Source organism: Acinetobacter sp. YH12239, assembly GCF_013417635.1.
Taxonomy (GTDB): domain Bacteria; phylum Pseudomonadota; class Gammaproteobacteria; order Pseudomonadales; family Moraxellaceae; genus Acinetobacter.
Map to the genome: position 1 here is coordinate 21384 of NZ_VPDP01000016.1, position 17068 is coordinate 38451.

Here is a 17068-nt window from a genome sequence, read left to right on the forward strand (position 1 = left end):
TATTCAAAGGCCCTTTCGAGCCCTCGAAGGTTGATTCCGTGAACCAAACCGACACTAAATTTCAACAGTTTGAAAATTAGTAAGTTTGAGTCGCTTTAAAGCTTTCAATACCAGCTTTGAATGCTGCTTCGATGTCTTTGTTCCAATCACCAGTTTCATCGATCTGTTGCATTAACGCAGCATGTTCAGCACGGAAGTAAGAAATTAATGCAGCATCAAAGTCTACAATTTTCTTCACTTCTACGTCAGCCATGTAGCCTTCGTTAGATGCATATACAGAAACAGCTTGGTCAGCAATTGAATATGGAGCATATTGTTTTTGCTTCATTAATTCAGTTACACGTTGACCATGCTCAAGTTGCTTACGAGTTGCTTCATCAAGGTCAGAAGCGAACTGAGCAAACGCAGCCAATTCACGATATTGTGCTAAAGCAGTACGGATACCACCAGACAATTTTTTGATGACCTTAGTTTGAGCAGAACCACCAACACGAGATACAGAGATACCCGCGTTCACAGCAGGACGAATACCTGCGTTGAATAATGATGTTTCTAAGAAGATCTGACCATCAGTAATCGAAATTACGTTCGTTGGTACGAATGCAGATACGTCACCCGCTTGAGTTTCAATAATCGGTAATGCAGTTAATGAACCAGTTTGGCCTTTAACTTCACCGTTAGTGAATTTCTCAACATAGTCAGCAGATACACGAGAAGCACGTTCAAGTAGACGACTATGAAGATAGAATACGTCACCTGGGTAAGCTTCACGACCTGGTGGACGGCGTAAAAGCAATGAAATTTGACGATACGCAACTGCTTGTTTAGACAAGTCATCATAAATGATTAACGCATCTTCACCGCGGTCACGGAAGTATTCGCCCATTGTACAGCCAGAGTACGGAGCAAGGAAAAGCATTGCTGCTGGATCCGCTGCCGCTGCTGCTACAACAGTCGTATACGCCATAGCGCCAGTTTCTTCTAACTTACGTACAACGTTTGCAATAGTTGATTGTTTTTGACCAACTGCAACGTAGATACATTTAATGCCAGAATTCTTCTGTGCGATGATCGCATCGATCGCCATTGCTGTTTTACCAGTTTGACGGTCACCGATGATTAATTCACGTTGGCCACGACCAACTGGAATCATTGTATCAACTGATTTATAACCAGTTTGTACAGGCTCATCTACCGATTGACGCCAAATTACGCCTGGTGCAACTTTTTCAACTGCATCAGATAATTTTGCATCAATTGGGCCTTTACCATCAATTGGGTTACCCAAAGCATCTACTACACGGCCTAAAAGTTCTGGACCAACCGGAACTTCTAATACACGACCTGTGCAACGAGCTTTTTGACCTTCTTGAAGGCTTAAGTAGTTACCTAAAACAACGACGCCCACTGAATCCTGTTCTAGGTTCAGTGCCATACCGTATAAGCCGCCGTCGAATTCGATCATTTCACCGTACATTGCATCAGCAAGGCCGTGAATACGCACAATACCGTCGGAAACCATAACAATGGTTCCTTCGTTCTTAGCGGTCGCGCTGGTGTCCAGATCGCCGATACGCTGTTTAATGAGCGCACTGATCTCGGATGGATTCAGTTGTTGCATTGCGCTATACCTCAATCTTTATTAAGTTCAGTCTTCTTTTTACGCAATTATGCAAGAAGACGAGTCCGCATTTTTTCAAGCTTATTAAGCGCAGAATCATCTATCACTTGGTCGCCTGCACGAATAACAACACCCGCGATTAACGCTGGGTTAACTTCTACTGAAACATTTACAGCTGCGTTGAAACGTTTCTCTAACGCAGATGCAAGTAATTGCTCTTGTTCAGCAGAAAGTGGTAATGCAGATTCAATCACGACATCTACCACATTGTTATTTTGTGATTTAAGAAGTTCGTACTCTGCTTCAATCTCAGGTAACAAAGTTAAACGATCATTTTCAGCCAAAAGTGTCAAAAAGTTAGACACTTCAGCAGTTTGATCTGCACCTAAAACCTTAGCAAATAAACTTACTTGCTCCACAGGAGTAAGCTCAGGGCGACTCAAGTAAGCGGAAAATGCTTCATCTTGCACCGCAGCACTAAGCACTTGTAACACATTTGACCAATTGTCAGTTGCACCTTGCTCAGAAGCGAAAGCAAATGCTGCTTTAGCGTACGGGCGTGCTAACGTCAAGAGTTCAGCCATAATCGCCTCGCTTAAAGTTTAGCAGCCAGCTGAGTAAGCATGGCATTGTGAGCTGCTTCATCAACTTGTTGGTTCAGAATTTTCTCTGCACCAGCAACAGCAAGAGCTGCAACTTGTTGACGTAATTCTTCACGAGCAGCATTGATCTCTGTGTCAACAGCTTCTTTCGCTTGTTGACGAATACGCTCACCTTCAGCAGATGCTTGAGTACGAGCTTCTTCAACCAATTGAGCCGCACGACGGTTCGCTTGTTCGATCAATTGAGCCGCTTGTGCTTTCGCTGCATCTAATTCAGCTTTAACTTGAGCTTGCGCATCTGCAAGATCAGCTTTCGCCTTTTCAGCTGCATTTAAGCCATCAGCAATTTTACGCTGACGCTCACTAATCGCATTGATTAGTGGAGGCCAAACGAATTTCATACAGAATGCGACAAAGATCGCAAACGCAATCGCTTGACCAAACAGAGTATAGTTAATATTCATTGCTATTCCTCAAATAGTTGATTTCGGAATTTAGCTAATTAACCTACTAGGCCGATGAACGGATTTGCAAAGATAATGAACAAACCAATACCAACACCGATCATAGGCACAGCATCAAGAAGACCCGCGATTAAGAACATACGAGTTTGAAGTTGTGGAGCCAATTCTGGTTGACGAGCAACAGCTTCAAGGAAGCGACCACCTAAAAGACCAAAACCGATCGCAGTACCTAAAGCACCGAACGCGATTAAAAGAGCAGCTGCAACAGCAGATAAGCCAACTACTAAATCCATGAAAAAATCCTCAGAGGTTGAGTTTAAATCAAACAAAAAAACTTTAGCCCAACTACATAGTGTAGTCGAGCAAATATTAATTAATGCTTCTCGCTAGCCATACTCATATACACGATCGTTAACATCATGAAGATGAATGCTTGTAACGTGATAACAAGAATATGGAAAATTGCCCAAGGCACAGACAACGCCCATTGAATCCAGAACGGCAATAATGCGATCAAAATGAAGATCAATTCACCCGCATACATGTTACCGAACAAACGGAGAGCCAATGAAATTGGACGCGCGATAAAAGTTACTAATTCAAGAAGAATATTTACTGGAATTAATAATGCTTTTAAAAATGGGTTACTTGGATTGAATGGGTTAAGCGCAAATTCTGCACCGAAACCGACAAGACCTTTTTCACGGATACTATAGAAAATAGTTAACGCAAATACTGATAACGCCATACCAAGGGTTACGTTAGGATCAGTAGATGGAACGATTTTGAAGTAAACATGATGCGGGTCGATACCCAATAGCCCACCAATTATGTGTTGAGCTGTATAAGGAATCCAGTCAACAGGGATAAGGTCCATCAAGTTCATGAGGAAAATCCACACGAAGATGGTAAGAGCTAAAGGCGCGATTAAACGTGATTTACCATGGAAGGTATCACGAACACTTGAGTCAACAAACTCAACGATCATTTCAATTGCAGCCTGGAACTTGGTAGGAACACCAGAGTTTGCAGCTTTCGCTACTAACCAGAACAACAAACAGAAAATGACGCCAAGGCCGATTGACCAACCCATAGAATCCAAGTGAATAGCAGTGAACCCCATCTCTTTCGCTTCTTCAGCAGTCTCAGCTAACTTCCACGTACCGTCTGGTGCTTTACCATAGGTCATGTTCGTTAAGTGATGCTGAATATACTCAGACGAGGTAAGGGTATGTTCTTCAGCAGCCATAAATCACACCTGGTTAATGTCAAATACAAATTAGAGTTAACGAATATCGCGTGCTGCTTGATATCTCGTTAAACATCTAAAAAACTTTTCAATTTTTCGTTGCGATTCAACTCATTTTGATAGACGCGACGCCCAAAAAGGTGCGACCCACGACATGGTCTGAACGAGTATGAAACCACAAAACAATGCGACCGCTGACAACGGTTTCACATTGATTAAAATCAAAATGAAGCCAACAATCACAATTCCAAACTTACCGAGCAACCCCCGATACATATTCGATAGAACCTGTTTCGAAGCTCTTGCACCTGCAGCTCTGAACGACTGCCATGAAAAATAACAACTGGCTAGCCAACATACGAATGCACCTAATGCTGCACTCAAAGCCGCAGTCGAGTCTTTCAAGACCCACGCTATCAAGGCTGAAACAGGTATCATACATGCTTGCAAGATGACTAAAGCTTTCGCTAATCGTCGGTCAATCAAGCGACTAGTTCGGCTCATTTATTATCCACTCACAGCAATAATGCTTGACAAGTTTAGCTGATGATTATTTTTAATCGCAGGCATTATAGAGTTACACCCCTGAACATGCAATCTTTTCCCGACCTAAGTCTGGTATTTTTAGATCGTTTATTGCTGAGCACTTATACAATTATCGGCTGTTTTTACATCACTTTTGTGCTTTTTCAACACATGCACGTACTTGTATCGCTAGTGTCTGCCATGCTGTTATAAAATTCTGATGTTTAGCGAAACTCTCATCAACTGCGAGAAAATTCACATGACCTAGAGACTTATATTGATTCTTATTAGCCACAGTTTCAGCCAAAAGACACATCTTTTGCTGTGGGCGATGGTCTTTTAAATATTTGATTTGAGCAATTGTAGGTGCCATATGTGGGTCTTCTGTCATCGCACCAGCGAATTTTAGCAACAGCGCACGCTCCAAGTATTGGTATGCATCATGTAATGACCAATACGGCTGAACACCATGATTGAGTTTTACACTTTGTGAGGTTTTCAGCATCTCATGTGCAAAAAGTTTAGCATTACTCCAATACTTGTCTTTAAACTCAGGTTGTTGTTGTGAGCGTAATGCCGCTATAAAAAAGCCAATACGAACTGCATTATTTGGTTCTAACCATACATGAGTATCGACAGTTCCTTTTACTACGTCCCCTCGACTATTTCTAAGCGGCAATGTTTGCAATATTCCTGTATTCAATAAGGCAACTGCTTTAGAGTTTTTCGCCAAAATACTCTCTAATGGCGCTTCATGCGCTTTACCAAGCCAAATAACCAATCCAGCATCCTGAATTAATTTACGGTGCGCAGGGGTCAGATGAACATCATGCCCTGTTTGATTTTCTAGCAACAATTTTGGTTCTTCAATACCTTGAGTGATTTCTTTTGCAATCAAATACACTGGGTGTGTCGAAACCACCAAGGGTGCTTGTGCCCAAGCCAAGGTTGTGAATAATGCTGTAAAGCATAGTGCTAGCAGACGCAACATGAAATTAATTACCACTCGAATTTTGACGTTATAATATAACAAACAGTTAAAAATGCCTATGCTGTTCGTAAGTTGCAAGGTCTCATGATACTATTTATGAGATATCCCCTTCCCTTTTCGAAGTCTTGAGGTCAGTCCATGAGCGCATGTTCACACGAACATCATGATACTTTACACGGTGTGCATGATCACCCGAATGTTGAAGCTCGTTTATTAGAAGCTGAAGCAAGCTGCGCTGCTTCAGGTGCTAAATTGACTCCGCTTCGCAAAGAAGTTTTAGAGTTAATTTTAACTGCCTCAGGGCCTATGGGCGCTTATGACTTGTTGGCGAAATTAAAAGGTAATGCTGAACGTCCAGCAGCACCTCCAACTGTTTACCGCACCCTCGATTTTTTGCTCGAAAAAGGTTTTATTCATCGTTTAACTTCAATTAATGCCTATATTCCATGTTGCCATCCTCGTGCTGGACATCAAGCCGCTTTTCTCATTTGCTCTAAATGCAATACAGTGAAAGAGGCTTCAGCTCTTGGTTTGATTCAACAACTTGATCAATTGGCTTCCTCTGATCATTTTCAGGCTCAACATAGCATTATTGAGATTTCAGGATTATGTCAGCAGTGCTCTCAGTAAGTTCTGCATTGCCATTAATTGAACTGCAGCAAATTAATGTGCGAATTGATGAAAGAGACATTTTAAAGAATGTTGACTTTCAGATTCATGACAAAGAAATTATTACCCTCATTGGTCCCAATGGGGCGGGTAAATCTACGCTTATCAAAGTGATTCTCGGAATTGTGAAGGCCAATTCTGGTCAAATTAAACATCATAAAGCCTTAAAACTTGCTTATGTACCTCAAAAGTTCAATCCATCCCACAGCTTGCCACTTCGAGTGAAAGATTTACTTGATTTAGAAAAGTGTGATCTTGCGATTAAACAAGAAATTATTCGAGATACTGGGATCATAAAATTACAAGATTCGAAAGTCCAACAGCTGTCTGGCGGAGAACGCCAACGTGTTCTTTTAGCACGCGCTCTGTTGCGTCAACCCAACTTATTGGTACTCGATGAACCTATGCAAGGTTTAGATATTCAATCTGAAGCTGAACTTTACGATTATGTTCGAAGTCTACCTGAGCGCTACGGTTGCTCGATCTTAATCGTCTCTCATGATTTGCAGTGGGTGATGCAAGGTACACAGCGAGTGGTATGCCTCAACAAACATATATGCTGTAGCGGTTTACCTGAAAATATTCAACAAGACCCTGAGTATCAGGCTATTTTCGGCACTAATCGGGTGTTCTACCAACATCATCACGATCATTGTGCACATGGTGATACAGCAACGCCATGTCAACATGATCCTCGTCCCCATATTCATCCAGAACCGGAAGCTTAGATCATGATGGAATGGTTACAACTTCTATTACCCGCATGGATTATGGGAACATTGTTAGTGTTTCTAACTGCACCGCTCGGTTGTCTTATGTTATGGCGTCGTATGTCATTCTTTGCAGACACAATGGCGCATGGAACTCTCTTGGGTGTGGCGATTGCTGGCTTACTCACCCTCCCCTTATGGATGGGGGTTACTTTTACCGCGTTACTCTTGGTCGCAGTTCTTTGGGTATTGCATGATCCTCGCCTGCCCAACGATGCATTACTTGCGTTATGTTCAGCAACGCTGCTTTGCTCAGGACTATTGGTCATACAACATCTCCCTGCACTAAGACCTGAGTTGCTGAGTTATTTATTTGGCGATCTTTTAACAATATCTTGGTCCGACTTACCGACATTTGCACTGGTGATTGTCATTGCACTCTCTGTGCTCTATAAAAGTTGGCAATCTCAAATTCAAATTGCGATTGATCCTGATATTGCGGTAAGCGAAGGTGTGAATGCGAAATGGCAGCGCCTTATTTTCATGCTGCTTCTTGCCTTATTTACAGTACTAGCGTTACGTGCAGTAGGTTCATTACTCATGGGTGCTTTATTGGTTATACCAGCATTAACCGCAAGACTTTTAGCACACTCACCTAAACACATGGTGCTATGGTCTTTTATTGTGGCTCAAATTGGTGTGACTGTGGGTTTATGGTCGAGTGCAGGTTTAAATATTGCGACAGGTTTAAGCATTGTATTAACCATGGCAATCGTATTTGCTGTGATTTTTATCATTCAAAAAATTAAAAAGATAGCCTGAATTATTTAGGCTATTCATTAATCTTGCTTCTTTGTAAAATATTTATGAAGACAGAGAAAGATATAACAAGAGAATAAAAAAACCATCATAACCAATAAATTAATGAGGCCTTTTATCCATATCACATGCCAAAAGCCAAAAAAGGTCTCGGGCATAAACCAAGATTCAACAATATAAAAAGGTAACCATTCGAATAGTAAACCGATTGCAGCCGTCATAAATAAGACTACATTGATCCATATCAAATACACCATTTGTTTGAAAAACATCTTATATTGCGAAATATCATCCACAATCATTTTTTTTATAAGGGTGGTGACCAAAATTAAAATCACTGTCAGTCCAAATGTGGCGCATATGCCAACACCCGCGCCCCACATCACAAACTTAATCCATTCCCACACACTTTCAGGCTGTAAATAAAAATACGCCCAGATATAGGGAGTTGAAATTAAGCCAAGCCCTAACAGAATAGTCAAAATTAATATTATAATTTTCAATAAAATAACCCTCACTCGTTATTTTATTGTGTCTTATTGATGCACTAAACTCAATAAAAAAGCCGCACCTGCAAATAAACCTGCAAAGGTACGATTCATCACTTTTTGTTGACGAGGTGATTTAAGTAAACGCAATACCTTCGCTGCAAGACCTGTATATCCAGCCATAACGATAAGATCGATAGCAATCATTGTACAAGCCATGATGAGGTATTGTGGCCATTGAGGCTTTGAAAGATCCAGAAACTGTGGCAATACTGCCAATAAGAATACAATTGCTTTTGGATTACTCATATTGACAAAGAAACCGCTGATTACTAGCTTCATCGCTGACTTTTGCTTTAAATCAGTCTGAATTTCGATGGACTGCACTGGGGCTTTCCACTGTAAATATGCCAAATATAATAAATACCCAACCCCGAACCATTTGACGATCAAAAATGCCAAAGGTGTCGTAGCAAATAGTACGCCTGCTCCCGCAGCGACAACTCCAATTTGAACCAAAAGTGCAAGCTGCAGACCAATTGCATTCCAATAACCTCGTTTGAATCCATAATTCAAACCACTAGACATAGATGCAATAGCACCTGCACCAGGCGAAATACTAATAACCCAACATGCAAGCATGTAGGCAAACCAGATTTGATAAGACATAACAATTTGGGAGATTTATTTTGATGAGATTATATGACAATTCGACTTTTTTAAGATTTAAAATTTGAATGTTTTTTTAAACGCCTGTCTGTTCAGCACTGTGATGATCAGGCACAATGTGATCAGCAAAATTAGGATATTATAATTTCAGGAGCCATGAATGACTTCCCAATCCGTAATCTTACCATTACCCTCAGATCATGCTCGCTTTATCACTTTGCGTTTAAAAGATTTATCAATAGATCAACTAAAAGAAAAACTTGAAGATCTCTTTACGACTCGTGATCGCTTAATTACTCAACATCCTCATGCTCAAATTAAAACTGCGGTGGCTTTTGGACCAAAACTTTGGTCACAACTTTACCCTCACCAACCAGAAGGTTTTAAACAGCTTGAACCAATTCAAGGCTCTTTCACCATGCCTGTGGTCCCTGCTGATGTTTTAATCCATATCGCAGCACAGCGCACTGATATTTGTTTTGCCTTAAGCCAAGCTTTTTTTGAAGGCATTCAGGATTTGGTTGAGGTTTTAGATGAGCGCGTGTGCTTCCGAAATTTTGATGGTCGAGATTTAACTGGTTTTATTGATGGCACCGAAAACCCTCAATTTCCAGATGATCGTGCTGAAACAGCTTTACTAGGTGAAGATGCAGGAATTTTCACTGATGGCTCATTCGTTTTTGCTCAACGTTATCGTCATGATTTAGATAAATGGAAAAAACTTAAAGTTGATGCACAAGAGCAAGTGATTGGGCGCACCAAACTCGAAAGCATTGAGCTTGATGACGATGTTAAACCTGACAATGCGCATGTGGCTCGCACCGTGGTTGAAGATGATGAAGGTGAGGAGCTTGAAATTCTTCGCCACTCTTTGCCATATGGCGATGGACGTGGTGATCAAGGTTTGTATTTTATCGCTTATACGAAAGATTTAACACGTATTGATCGCATGCTGACACGTATGTTTGGAACTAGTGGCGATGGTATTCATGACCGCTTATTGCACTTTGTTGCGCCTTTAGATGGAGCTTATTATTTCGCCCCAAGTGAAGAGTTGCTAGAAAAGGTATTGGAAGATTAAACAATAGAAAGCCGACGAGAGTCGGCTTTATTAATATTACAATCACTAAATACTACAAGCAGTTAATATCCTTGATTTCTAAAGATATTTTATTGAATTGAGTTATTTTCTTTGTCTTAAAATTCTTATAAGTAACATCGTATAATAAATACCCTTGAGACATAAATGTATATTGCCCTGAAACTTTACCATTTATCATTTCATTCATTGTACGGTAGATTTCAGGTTTAGAGTTTTCACCCATATCTTCCTCTACAGTCTTAACTGGTTTAGATATCTTTATATTCTTTAAATAAGGATAATATTTTACATATTGTAAATTAGGGTAGTCACTTGGTATCAGTAAAACTGTATTCTTATTTGAAAAACAATAATAATCATTACTTTTTGAATAGCTTTGAGTACAAGATACGAGAATAAAATAAATAAGATTTTTTTCACAGTTCTTCTAACCTTTTAGCAGCTAATAATTTTGCTGCATCTGCACTATAGCCATATCGCTTACGACTTATTGTGTTACCCTTTTTATCCTTTGTAGTACCAAAAGGATATGCTTGATCTTTGCTCATTTCATGGTCGTGGTGATCAGGGTCTGTTCTTTATTGCATACACTAAGAATTTAAGCATTATCGACAGCATGTTGTTCCGTATGTTCGGCACCAGTGGTGATGGTATTCATGACCGTTTGCTGCATTTCGTCACACCAAAAGATAGTGCGTATTACTTCGCACCAAGTGAAGAGTTATTGGAAAAAGTTTTGGAAGGTTAAGAGTGGAGCCGACGAAAGTCGCCTTCTTTAAAATTTTCGCTTAATTTCACGTCATTCCAAATTACAGGTAATGTGTTCTAAGCTTTCAATCGAAATAGACTCGATTTTATTATTATTTATATTATATATAAAATAGCCCTTATTTTCTTTCATAGGGATTTTATATAAAAATAGGTCTAGTGATTCATCCCCACTAAAAACTTTTTTTGGTTTGATATTATTATTTAATTTCGCAACATTAATTTCACCCTTACCAATACTTATATTATTAGCATCAACCGCTTTAATATCTCGAGTATGAATAGAGGTGACAATTTCATTATTGTCAACATCAACACTAGTAAGAATATTATTAACTAAAATATTTTTTCTGTTTTGACATTCTTTTAAGTCAGTAATGTCACTATATTTTTGAATAATTATATCCCCCTTAAATCTACTCCTCAATGCGTCTAAATTATCTCCTATTTTAATACCGTTTAATTCATTTTCTTTACTCTTAATACTATGTAAATCAGATGAATTACTTTGACTATTTGAACAACCACAAAACAATACAATAGAAAAAATATAATATAATTTTTTCATAAATCAAATATCCTCTAGATTTGGAGACACCCCTTGCAAATGAAGGTGATTATTATGTCTCGTATTAGCTAGATACTTACAATTTTTGTAAATATATTTACTTATAACACCTATCTTTAATAGTGAGATTTTTTATAAATATTTAACTGTGAATTATGCTATTTCATGATTTTCAGTTACAACAGACTCATATGAATCAATTAATTCTTCCTGAGATACTTCATTGGATTGAATTTCACATATAGCTTTTTGTTCAGTTAGATTTTTATCAATTTCTTCGCCTTGCTGACTTCTACGTGATTCATAAATAGTCCTTTGTCTAAAATAACTAAAAGGCTCAGCATTAAATAAAAAACCATATTTAGAATCATGAACAAAGTCAGAATAAAACTTTGTTATATCTTGATGAGCAGGCTCCTCCCAACTTTCTAGAATCCAATTTTCCATATTTATAAGGTATTCGTAGCTTTCAGCTACAGGTGAGGTTACTTTAAATATACCAGTACCTTTTTTTAATGCTTGTAGCCTACTCATTTCTGTAGCCATATCACGAGGACTCCAGAACATCAAAGTATCTTTTACTCGTTTACCTAAACCCTCCCTCGCATTTTGACTAACCGAATCAACATTACTCCTTGCTAAAGTACCATAAGCACTATAATAAACTTTCATTGATGAAATGATTTGTTCTTCGATAGCTCCACTAGTAGATATTTTATTTTTTACAGCATTATATAATCTTTGAGTTTCTTCTTTAATCTCAAATTGCTGTTCAAAAAGTTGACTATGATCCTTCTTTAACTCATCATAACTAAACATCCTAACGCCAGCGTTTGTAGCTTCTTGAAGCATGTCTCTTAAGGGAATTCTAGCGTAGTTATCATTTACATTTTGACTTCCAGGTGTATATCCTCCGCCCACATCAGAGTGCATACCAGGGTAAACTAACTCTTTCCAATTCGGATTAGATATTTCACCATTTTTCTTATGAATTAAATCAACAGGAAATGCAAAACGCAATTCATTACCTGCTATATGATGAACACACATTTTTACGCGCTCATCAATCACCATATCACGACCTTTAAAAGTAACATTATTATTTAAGTTTGCCGCAGGTAATCCAAAAGAGGCTACAGTATCAAATATGCCCATAAATTTAAATTCAATAGGATATTTACCAGTTCCATAAGTAAGACCATCACAAGTGGATTCGCACTGCCACATAAATTGATTCGTGAATGCTCTCGCTAAAGCTGCGCCTCGAGAAAACCCAAAAGTTGAGATATTAATTTTTTTTATTAATCTATGTTGATCTAAGCTTTTTGCTACCTCTGCAAAGCTATAATCTTTCTTATCATTCACATATCTAGTGACATCAATTTCTGCTTTTTGTGCATTAAAAATCATTACTTGCTTTAAAGTATCATTTAATTGTTCTTCACTATAGTCTAAACGCCTAGTCCCTCCTAACCCCAAACCCGCACCTAAACCTAAATGATCTTGAAGTACTGAAACAGCACGCTGAAAAAAATTTAACTCAGCATTAAAACGTGTACCAACACCAGATGCATAGATCGCATAATTAGAACTATCACCTTTTTGGGTATCAATAAATGTACGAGCATTTCTCCATAGACGCGCTGGATTAGACCATTTTTTCTTATCATCATCCTTGTCTTTATTATTTCCCGTTCCATCAAAAAAAACTGAAATATGCACTACATCACTACAGTCTTGTTTGGCGGTTGGTTCATTATTAGGAACATCGCCATTAGTCTCAATAACACGATTTATTTCAGACATTTACAACCTCACTTAATTATTATTTTTTAATTTTTTTAACCACTTTAACCCTTTTTCAGTCGGTGTTGGCAAATTATTAGATGTAGTTATTTCGACTGTATCATCTGGATATATATGAGCAGCGAGATATTTTTTATTTTTCAAATCATTATGATTTAAAAAAATTGCATTAGTTGATGAGTGCAATTTCTTACTATTAGTTTCACCCCAAACAAGATCTTGCTTACCAACATAAACCTTATTTGTAGAAATTGCTTTGCCAAATCCCCCTCCAATTTCCTCACCATTTAGTTTCAACATATAATCTGAATAATGAGGACTATAATTAAATGATGTAGTAGCCATAGTGTAGGTTGACTGTGCGCTAACACATCCTATAGCGCTTAATGCCATTGTTACAGGTAAAATTATTATTTTTAAAATTTTCATTATTTACTCCTAAGCATATATATTAACTAGATTTTACAACCAATAGTTTCATTGCTTCATCCATATCTATTTTTTTGTTTTTTAATAGATCTAGCACCTCATTAACTTTTGGAATATTAGAGTATTCATTTCCATAAATTAATTTTAAGCAAATAAAATTTAATATATCTCTTGTACCATTCAACTCATATAATCTTGCCTCTGGAATTGAAGCAGTGACAAATTTGTATAACTCAAGATCAGGAATATCTTTTACCAAAAAAGAGTTATTTAATTTTAGATAGTAGATAATATTATCAGGAAAAGTCGCCTCAACCATTAAATCCTCCTGCTGAACAGTAAAATTTAAGGGTTGAATATTTTTTTTCTCATAGTTTTCTGAAAATTTATTCGAGCCAAATAACACCTGTAATTTTCCTAATCTATCCCAATACCACCAACTTTGAACAGGTCCTAAAAATATCGATGATTGCTCATCATCAAGCACAGGGCCAGTGACATACAAACTTTTGTCTTTTTTATTCCCAATTAAAGTAGCTAATATTAATGGATCCCAAAAAGCCAAAATCATTTCTAAACCATCTTGAAATTTAACCTCTAGAAATTTTCGCAAATGATCATACAACTCATCAAAAGTGAGTTTACAAACAATAATTGTCATTTTAGGCGTACCTGAAATATATTTTGAAATCCAGTTCCACTCTATACTTTCGAAATCTTTAGGTAATGCGATTAAGTGAGGAGAAATTTCTTTTGCTTTTTCACCACTAGCCTCCTTCAACAAACATTTTGTTCTTAGATGATTCAAGCTAGTTAAAAATTTTTTATCTTGCGCAGCATCTGCAAGCGCATATACATTTAGGCCTACCTGTTTTAAAGGGTACTTTTCAAATGTTTTAAATAGAGTACTTATTTGGGTATCTAACATTTACATTCCATCTCCTTTATTTACAAATGCCCCTCTTTGAGATGCTCTCCGTGCAAGACACTCCCAACAAATATTATTTGGAAAAATTGGTAATTTAGGTGTTAAAGATGCACCCATTGTGAATACATGTTGACTTGCTTTTGCTGTAAATTTTTGAGGAGTAATGATAGTCACACCATCACTATCAATTTTAATGGCACTATTTTTAGCTTTTAAGACAATTTCATTAGGGCTATTTATTTCTACTTTTCCTTCAGAAGAAGTAATTGTTAAGTCCAATCGTGAAGATAAATCCATTGCATTATCTTGAACTTGAACATCCATTTTACCTTTCGCTGTGTAAACTTTTAAATCATCTTGCCCAACAAATAAACTAGCCTTCTTTTTTGCATTTAAAATTAGATTTTCACTACTACTCAAGTTTATTGATTTACCACTACCAATGGTAAAACTATCTAGAGCATTTAAGTGAATATTTTGACCTGCAAGAATTCCAATACTTTCAGGAGAAGCTATCAGCATAAAAGCGTCTTTCATTGCATTTAGTTCAAGCCATTGATCTTCTATTTTTTTAATATAATTTTCAATATTTTGAAGCATATCTGCAGGCTCAGCTTTCTGTTTTTCCGCATACTCGGAAAGTGTTTGCATGTCCAATAAACTCTCAGAAAACTGATCAATTGCTTCTCTGGTTTCTAGTTGAGTTTTTTCTGCTTTCGATTGTTCATAAGTAGAAATATAAAGTCCTTTACTCCTTATCGCACCAGCTAGATCGCTCCTTAATTCGAATCCAGCACCTCTTCCATCACTAATTTCTTTATCTTTAGGATGGCTTAAATTGCCTAAATTTAACTGACTACTTCCATGACTACTTTGCAACTGAGTACTAATTTGTCCTGTCGTATCATCAAATCGGAGTTGGTTAAATCCAGAACCACCAACTTCTGCCGTGCGAATCCCACTGAGTTTTTTTGTATCGGGTAACTGCCCCTTAACATCAAACATGGTTTGATGACGTTCTGCTTCATGTAAACGCCCAACAACGAAAGGTCGATCAACATTTCCATCAAAGAAGTCAATGACTACAATTTCACCTATACGTGGATGGAATCTTGATCCGTACCCCTCCCCAGCCCAAGAAGTTAAAACATCAACCCATGCAGAGTCTGTATCATTATCATTCGACCCTGCACCACCATCATGTTGATGGTCATCATTACGTGTAAATACGAAGCGAACCTTAATACGCCCCCATTGATCCACATAAATCGTTTCACCTTCAGGTCCAACCACTTTTGCCCGTTGAGGATAAGCAACTGGACGATGTTTCAATGGATCATATTCTGGAACAATAGGTATAGCTCGGCGCACTAAACTCAGTTCTGTAGATAAACGCTCATCTGTTTTTGTCTTTTTCCAACGACTTAAATCAATTAATGTTTCAATCTGATTATTTAAATCTTTCGGTAAATTATTTTGATTAAAAAAATGTTTTCCTAAAATAATAAATTGGCGATCTGCCCCTTGATGTTGATCTATTTCTGGATGACCCATAAATTCAAACCAATACCCAACATTGGCATCTCGAACGCTACTCACCGCAGTAAAGTATTTAGCTTGCAAATCTTGGTATTGATTGAGTTGTGTATTCAGTTTTTGCAGTTGTGAGTTATTTGATAGGGTGGCTTGATCTTCACCTTTTAAATCAGCAATCCAAGCAGGACTCACAGTCCATGCTTGTTCTAGACTTAACGTTTCATTGTCCAACTGGTCACTATGTTGATGAGCACTGAGTTGATAATCATCTTGATCTTGCGCAAGTATATCTCCCTGCCAACGTTGCACCTGAATTGCTGTAGATTGTATTGAGCGTTGAGCAATAAAACTGGTAATCGTATCAAAACGCTCTGTTGCATGACTGCGATGGAATCTGAGCGTGCGTCGATCTAAAGGCTCATACTGGCTATTTTCATCTATTAGCCTTAATTTTTGTGATTGAATTTCTTTCGCTGAGAATGGCACAGTTTGATCTGTCTCATCAATCAACCAATTAATGCCTTCACTCCGCCATAAGCGTGTTAGAAAATCATAGTCTGATTCGTTGGCTTGCATCACAAATGGACGTATATCATATGATGCTTTTAAACCCGCCGTTGACAGACTCAAAGCGGCACTAAATAACACGCTTTTCGTCTGCCACTCTTTAAAAATAATCTCAGTGATATCAACTACGGATTTGTTCATAAATACGCGGCTGTTGCGGCGTTTGTGCCAAAGTGAGGTTGCATCCTCAACGGTCAGCTTATATAAGGTCAACGCTCCATCACTTTGACCTTGGCTCACCCCTGTCACGATCCCACTAGTCCGAGCTAATTTTCCAAGATCCGTAACTTGATCGACAGCCACTAAACAACCAATGAATTGCTTAAGTTGTAAATGCGCATTCGTCGATAAGCATAATACTTCAGCATTTAAGCCTTGATTAATAAAGTGCTGACCCTGAATTCGTTGAATGAAAACTTGGCTATCTAATATAGGATTAGAAAATTTAATATGTAAAGCGCGCTTTTGCGAGCTCAGACCCAAGCCTTCTATAATTGAATTGATATTATTGAGCATAGAATGATTAAAGCTATTATTATGATTTTTGAAAATTGTAG

17 protein-coding genes and 1 pseudogene are annotated in these 17068 nt (G+C 37.9%); 5 read left to right on the forward strand and 13 right to left on the reverse strand.

The window, feature by feature from the left end:
- Window positions 1–76 precede the first annotated feature (76 nt).
- The 7 genes from atpA to FTV17_RS12390 form a co-directional block, all read right to left on the reverse strand.
- A complete protein-coding gene (gene atpA, locus FTV17_RS12360) occupies window positions 77–1621 on the reverse strand; it encodes a F0F1 ATP synthase subunit alpha (protein WP_179999943.1) in 1545 nt (514 codons plus the stop codon).
- A 47-nt stretch (window positions 1622–1668) separates the two neighbouring features.
- A complete protein-coding gene (locus tag FTV17_RS12365) occupies window positions 1669–2205 on the reverse strand; it encodes a F0F1 ATP synthase subunit delta (protein ID WP_035268194.1) in 537 nt (178 codons plus the stop codon).
- A gap of 11 nt (window positions 2206–2216) precedes the next feature.
- Window positions 2217–2687: a F0F1 ATP synthase subunit B gene (locus tag FTV17_RS12370; protein ID WP_035268191.1), complete on the reverse strand. Its 471-nt coding sequence runs from the start codon at window positions 2685–2687 to the stop codon at window positions 2217–2219.
- Between the two features lie 38 nt (window positions 2688–2725).
- Window positions 2726–2980, reverse strand: a complete 255-nt coding sequence (gene atpE, locus FTV17_RS12375; RefSeq protein ID WP_035268188.1) for a F0F1 ATP synthase subunit C — start codon at window positions 2978–2980, stop codon at window positions 2726–2728.
- A gap of 80 nt (window positions 2981–3060) precedes the next feature.
- On the reverse strand, window positions 3061–3936 hold the full coding sequence (gene atpB / locus FTV17_RS12380; protein WP_179999945.1) for a F0F1 ATP synthase subunit A: 876 nt from the start codon (window positions 3934–3936) through the stop codon (window positions 3061–3063).
- A 111-nt stretch (window positions 3937–4047) separates the two neighbouring features.
- The gene (locus tag FTV17_RS12385) at window positions 4048–4440 is read right to left on the reverse strand and encodes an ATP synthase subunit I (protein WP_035268179.1); all 393 of its coding nucleotides are present in this window, start codon (window positions 4438–4440) and stop codon (window positions 4048–4050) included.
- A gap of 169 nt (window positions 4441–4609) precedes the next feature.
- Window positions 4610–5452, reverse strand: coding sequence for a metal ABC transporter solute-binding protein, Zn/Mn family (locus FTV17_RS12390; RefSeq protein WP_035268175.1), 843 nt, complete (start codon window positions 5450–5452; stop codon window positions 4610–4612).
- A gap of 138 nt (window positions 5453–5590) precedes the next feature.
- Here FTV17_RS12390 and FTV17_RS12395 point away from each other — a divergent pair, with 138 nt between their 5' ends.
- The 3 genes from FTV17_RS12395 to znuB are packed head-to-tail and all read left to right on the forward strand — an operon-like array spanning window position 5591 to window position 7653.
- Entirely contained in the window at window positions 5591–6082 is a 492-nt protein-coding gene (locus FTV17_RS12395) for a transcriptional repressor (RefSeq protein WP_035268172.1), read from the forward strand.
- Window positions 6061–6849, forward strand: coding sequence for a zinc ABC transporter ATP-binding protein ZnuC (gene znuC / locus FTV17_RS12400; protein ID WP_035268168.1), 789 nt, complete (start codon window positions 6061–6063; stop codon window positions 6847–6849). The genes FTV17_RS12395 and znuC overlap by 22 nt, the downstream gene beginning before the upstream one ends.
- A gap of 3 nt (window positions 6850–6852) precedes the next feature.
- On the forward strand, window positions 6853–7653 hold the full coding sequence (gene znuB / locus FTV17_RS12405) for a zinc ABC transporter permease subunit ZnuB (protein WP_179999947.1): 801 nt from the start codon (window positions 6853–6855) through the stop codon (window positions 7651–7653).
- A gap of 533 nt (window positions 7654–8186) precedes the next feature.
- Here znuB and FTV17_RS12410 read toward each other — a convergent pair.
- Entirely contained in the window at window positions 8187–8807 is a 621-nt protein-coding gene (locus FTV17_RS12410) for a LysE family transporter (RefSeq protein WP_179999949.1), read from the reverse strand.
- A 160-nt stretch (window positions 8808–8967) separates the two neighbouring features.
- On the opposite strand from FTV17_RS12410, the gene FTV17_RS12415 reads away from it, so the two are divergent.
- Together FTV17_RS12415 and FTV17_RS12420 are read left to right on the forward strand one after the other, a co-directional pair.
- Window positions 8968–9888, forward strand: coding sequence for a Dyp-type peroxidase (locus FTV17_RS12415; RefSeq protein ID WP_179999951.1), 921 nt, complete (start codon window positions 8968–8970; stop codon window positions 9886–9888).
- A gap of 574 nt (window positions 9889–10462) precedes the next feature.
- A pseudogene (locus tag FTV17_RS12420) lies at window positions 10463–10657 on the forward strand (peroxidase); the annotation flags it as partial.
- A 51-nt stretch (window positions 10658–10708) separates the two neighbouring features.
- Here the strand turns inward: FTV17_RS12420 and FTV17_RS12425 are convergent.
- The 5 genes from FTV17_RS12425 to FTV17_RS12445 form a co-directional block, all read right to left on the reverse strand.
- Window positions 10709–11245 (reverse strand): hypothetical protein, encoded by a 537-nt coding sequence (locus FTV17_RS12425; protein ID WP_179999953.1) that lies wholly within the window; start codon window positions 11243–11245, stop codon window positions 10709–10711.
- Between the two features lie 153 nt (window positions 11246–11398).
- The gene (locus tag FTV17_RS12430; protein ID WP_179999955.1) at window positions 11399–13051 is read right to left on the reverse strand and encodes a DUF2235 domain-containing protein; all 1653 of its coding nucleotides are present in this window, start codon (window positions 13049–13051) and stop codon (window positions 11399–11401) included.
- Between the two features lie 12 nt (window positions 13052–13063).
- Entirely contained in the window at window positions 13064–13480 is a 417-nt protein-coding gene (locus FTV17_RS12435; RefSeq protein ID WP_179999957.1) for a hypothetical protein, read from the reverse strand.
- Window positions 13481–13502: 22 nt separating this feature from the next.
- Window positions 13503–14408, reverse strand: a complete 906-nt coding sequence (locus FTV17_RS12440) for a DUF4123 domain-containing protein (protein ID WP_179999959.1) — start codon at window positions 14406–14408, stop codon at window positions 13503–13505.
- Window positions 14409–17027 (reverse strand): type VI secretion system Vgr family protein, encoded by a 2619-nt coding sequence (locus FTV17_RS12445; protein ID WP_179999961.1) that lies wholly within the window; start codon window positions 17025–17027, stop codon window positions 14409–14411.
- Window positions 17028–17068 lie beyond the last annotated feature (41 nt).

What these genes read in the sequence shown, in the direction of transcription:
- FTV17_RS12435 (WP_179999957.1), bottom strand. Translation starts at nt 13,480, where the DNA reads ATGAAAATTTTAAAAATAATAATTTTACCTGTAACAATGGCATTAAGC.
- atpB (WP_179999945.1), bottom strand. Translation starts at nt 3,936, where the DNA reads ATGGCTGCTGAAGAACATACCCTTACCTCGTCTGAGTATATTCAGCAT.
- FTV17_RS12445 (WP_179999961.1), bottom strand. Translation starts at nt 17,027, where the DNA reads ATGCTCAATAATATCAATTCAATTATAGAAGGCTTGGGTCTGAGCTCG.
- FTV17_RS12440 (WP_179999959.1), bottom strand. Translation starts at nt 14,408, where the DNA reads ATGTTAGATACCCAAATAAGTACTCTATTTAAAACATTTGAAAAGTAC.
- znuB (WP_179999947.1), top strand. Translation starts at nt 6,853, where the DNA reads ATGATGGAATGGTTACAACTTCTATTACCCGCATGGATTATGGGAACA.
- FTV17_RS12385 (WP_035268179.1), bottom strand. Translation starts at nt 4,440, where the DNA reads ATGAGCCGAACTAGTCGCTTGATTGACCGACGATTAGCGAAAGCTTTA.
- FTV17_RS12365 (WP_035268194.1), bottom strand. Translation starts at nt 2,205, where the DNA reads ATGGCTGAACTCTTGACGTTAGCACGCCCGTACGCTAAAGCAGCATTT.
- atpE (WP_035268188.1), bottom strand. Translation starts at nt 2,980, where the DNA reads ATGGATTTAGTAGTTGGCTTATCTGCTGTTGCAGCTGCTCTTTTAATC.
- FTV17_RS12415 (WP_179999951.1), top strand. Translation starts at nt 8,968, where the DNA reads ATGACTTCCCAATCCGTAATCTTACCATTACCCTCAGATCATGCTCGC.
- FTV17_RS12390 (WP_035268175.1), bottom strand. Translation starts at nt 5,452, where the DNA reads ATGTTGCGTCTGCTAGCACTATGCTTTACAGCATTATTCACAACCTTG.
- atpA (WP_179999943.1), bottom strand. Translation starts at nt 1,621, where the DNA reads ATGCAACAACTGAATCCATCCGAGATCAGTGCGCTCATTAAACAGCGT.
- FTV17_RS12395 (WP_035268172.1), top strand. Translation starts at nt 5,591, where the DNA reads ATGAGCGCATGTTCACACGAACATCATGATACTTTACACGGTGTGCAT.
- FTV17_RS12410 (WP_179999949.1), bottom strand. Translation starts at nt 8,807, where the DNA reads ATGTCTTATCAAATCTGGTTTGCCTACATGCTTGCATGTTGGGTTATT.
- FTV17_RS12370 (WP_035268191.1), bottom strand. Translation starts at nt 2,687, where the DNA reads ATGAATATTAACTATACTCTGTTTGGTCAAGCGATTGCGTTTGCGATC.
- znuC (WP_035268168.1), top strand. Translation starts at nt 6,061, where the DNA reads ATGTCAGCAGTGCTCTCAGTAAGTTCTGCATTGCCATTAATTGAACTG.
- FTV17_RS12430 (WP_179999955.1), bottom strand. Translation starts at nt 13,051, where the DNA reads ATGTCTGAAATAAATCGTGTTATTGAGACTAATGGCGATGTTCCTAAT.
- FTV17_RS12425 (WP_179999953.1), bottom strand. Translation starts at nt 11,245, where the DNA reads ATGAAAAAATTATATTATATTTTTTCTATTGTATTGTTTTGTGGTTGT.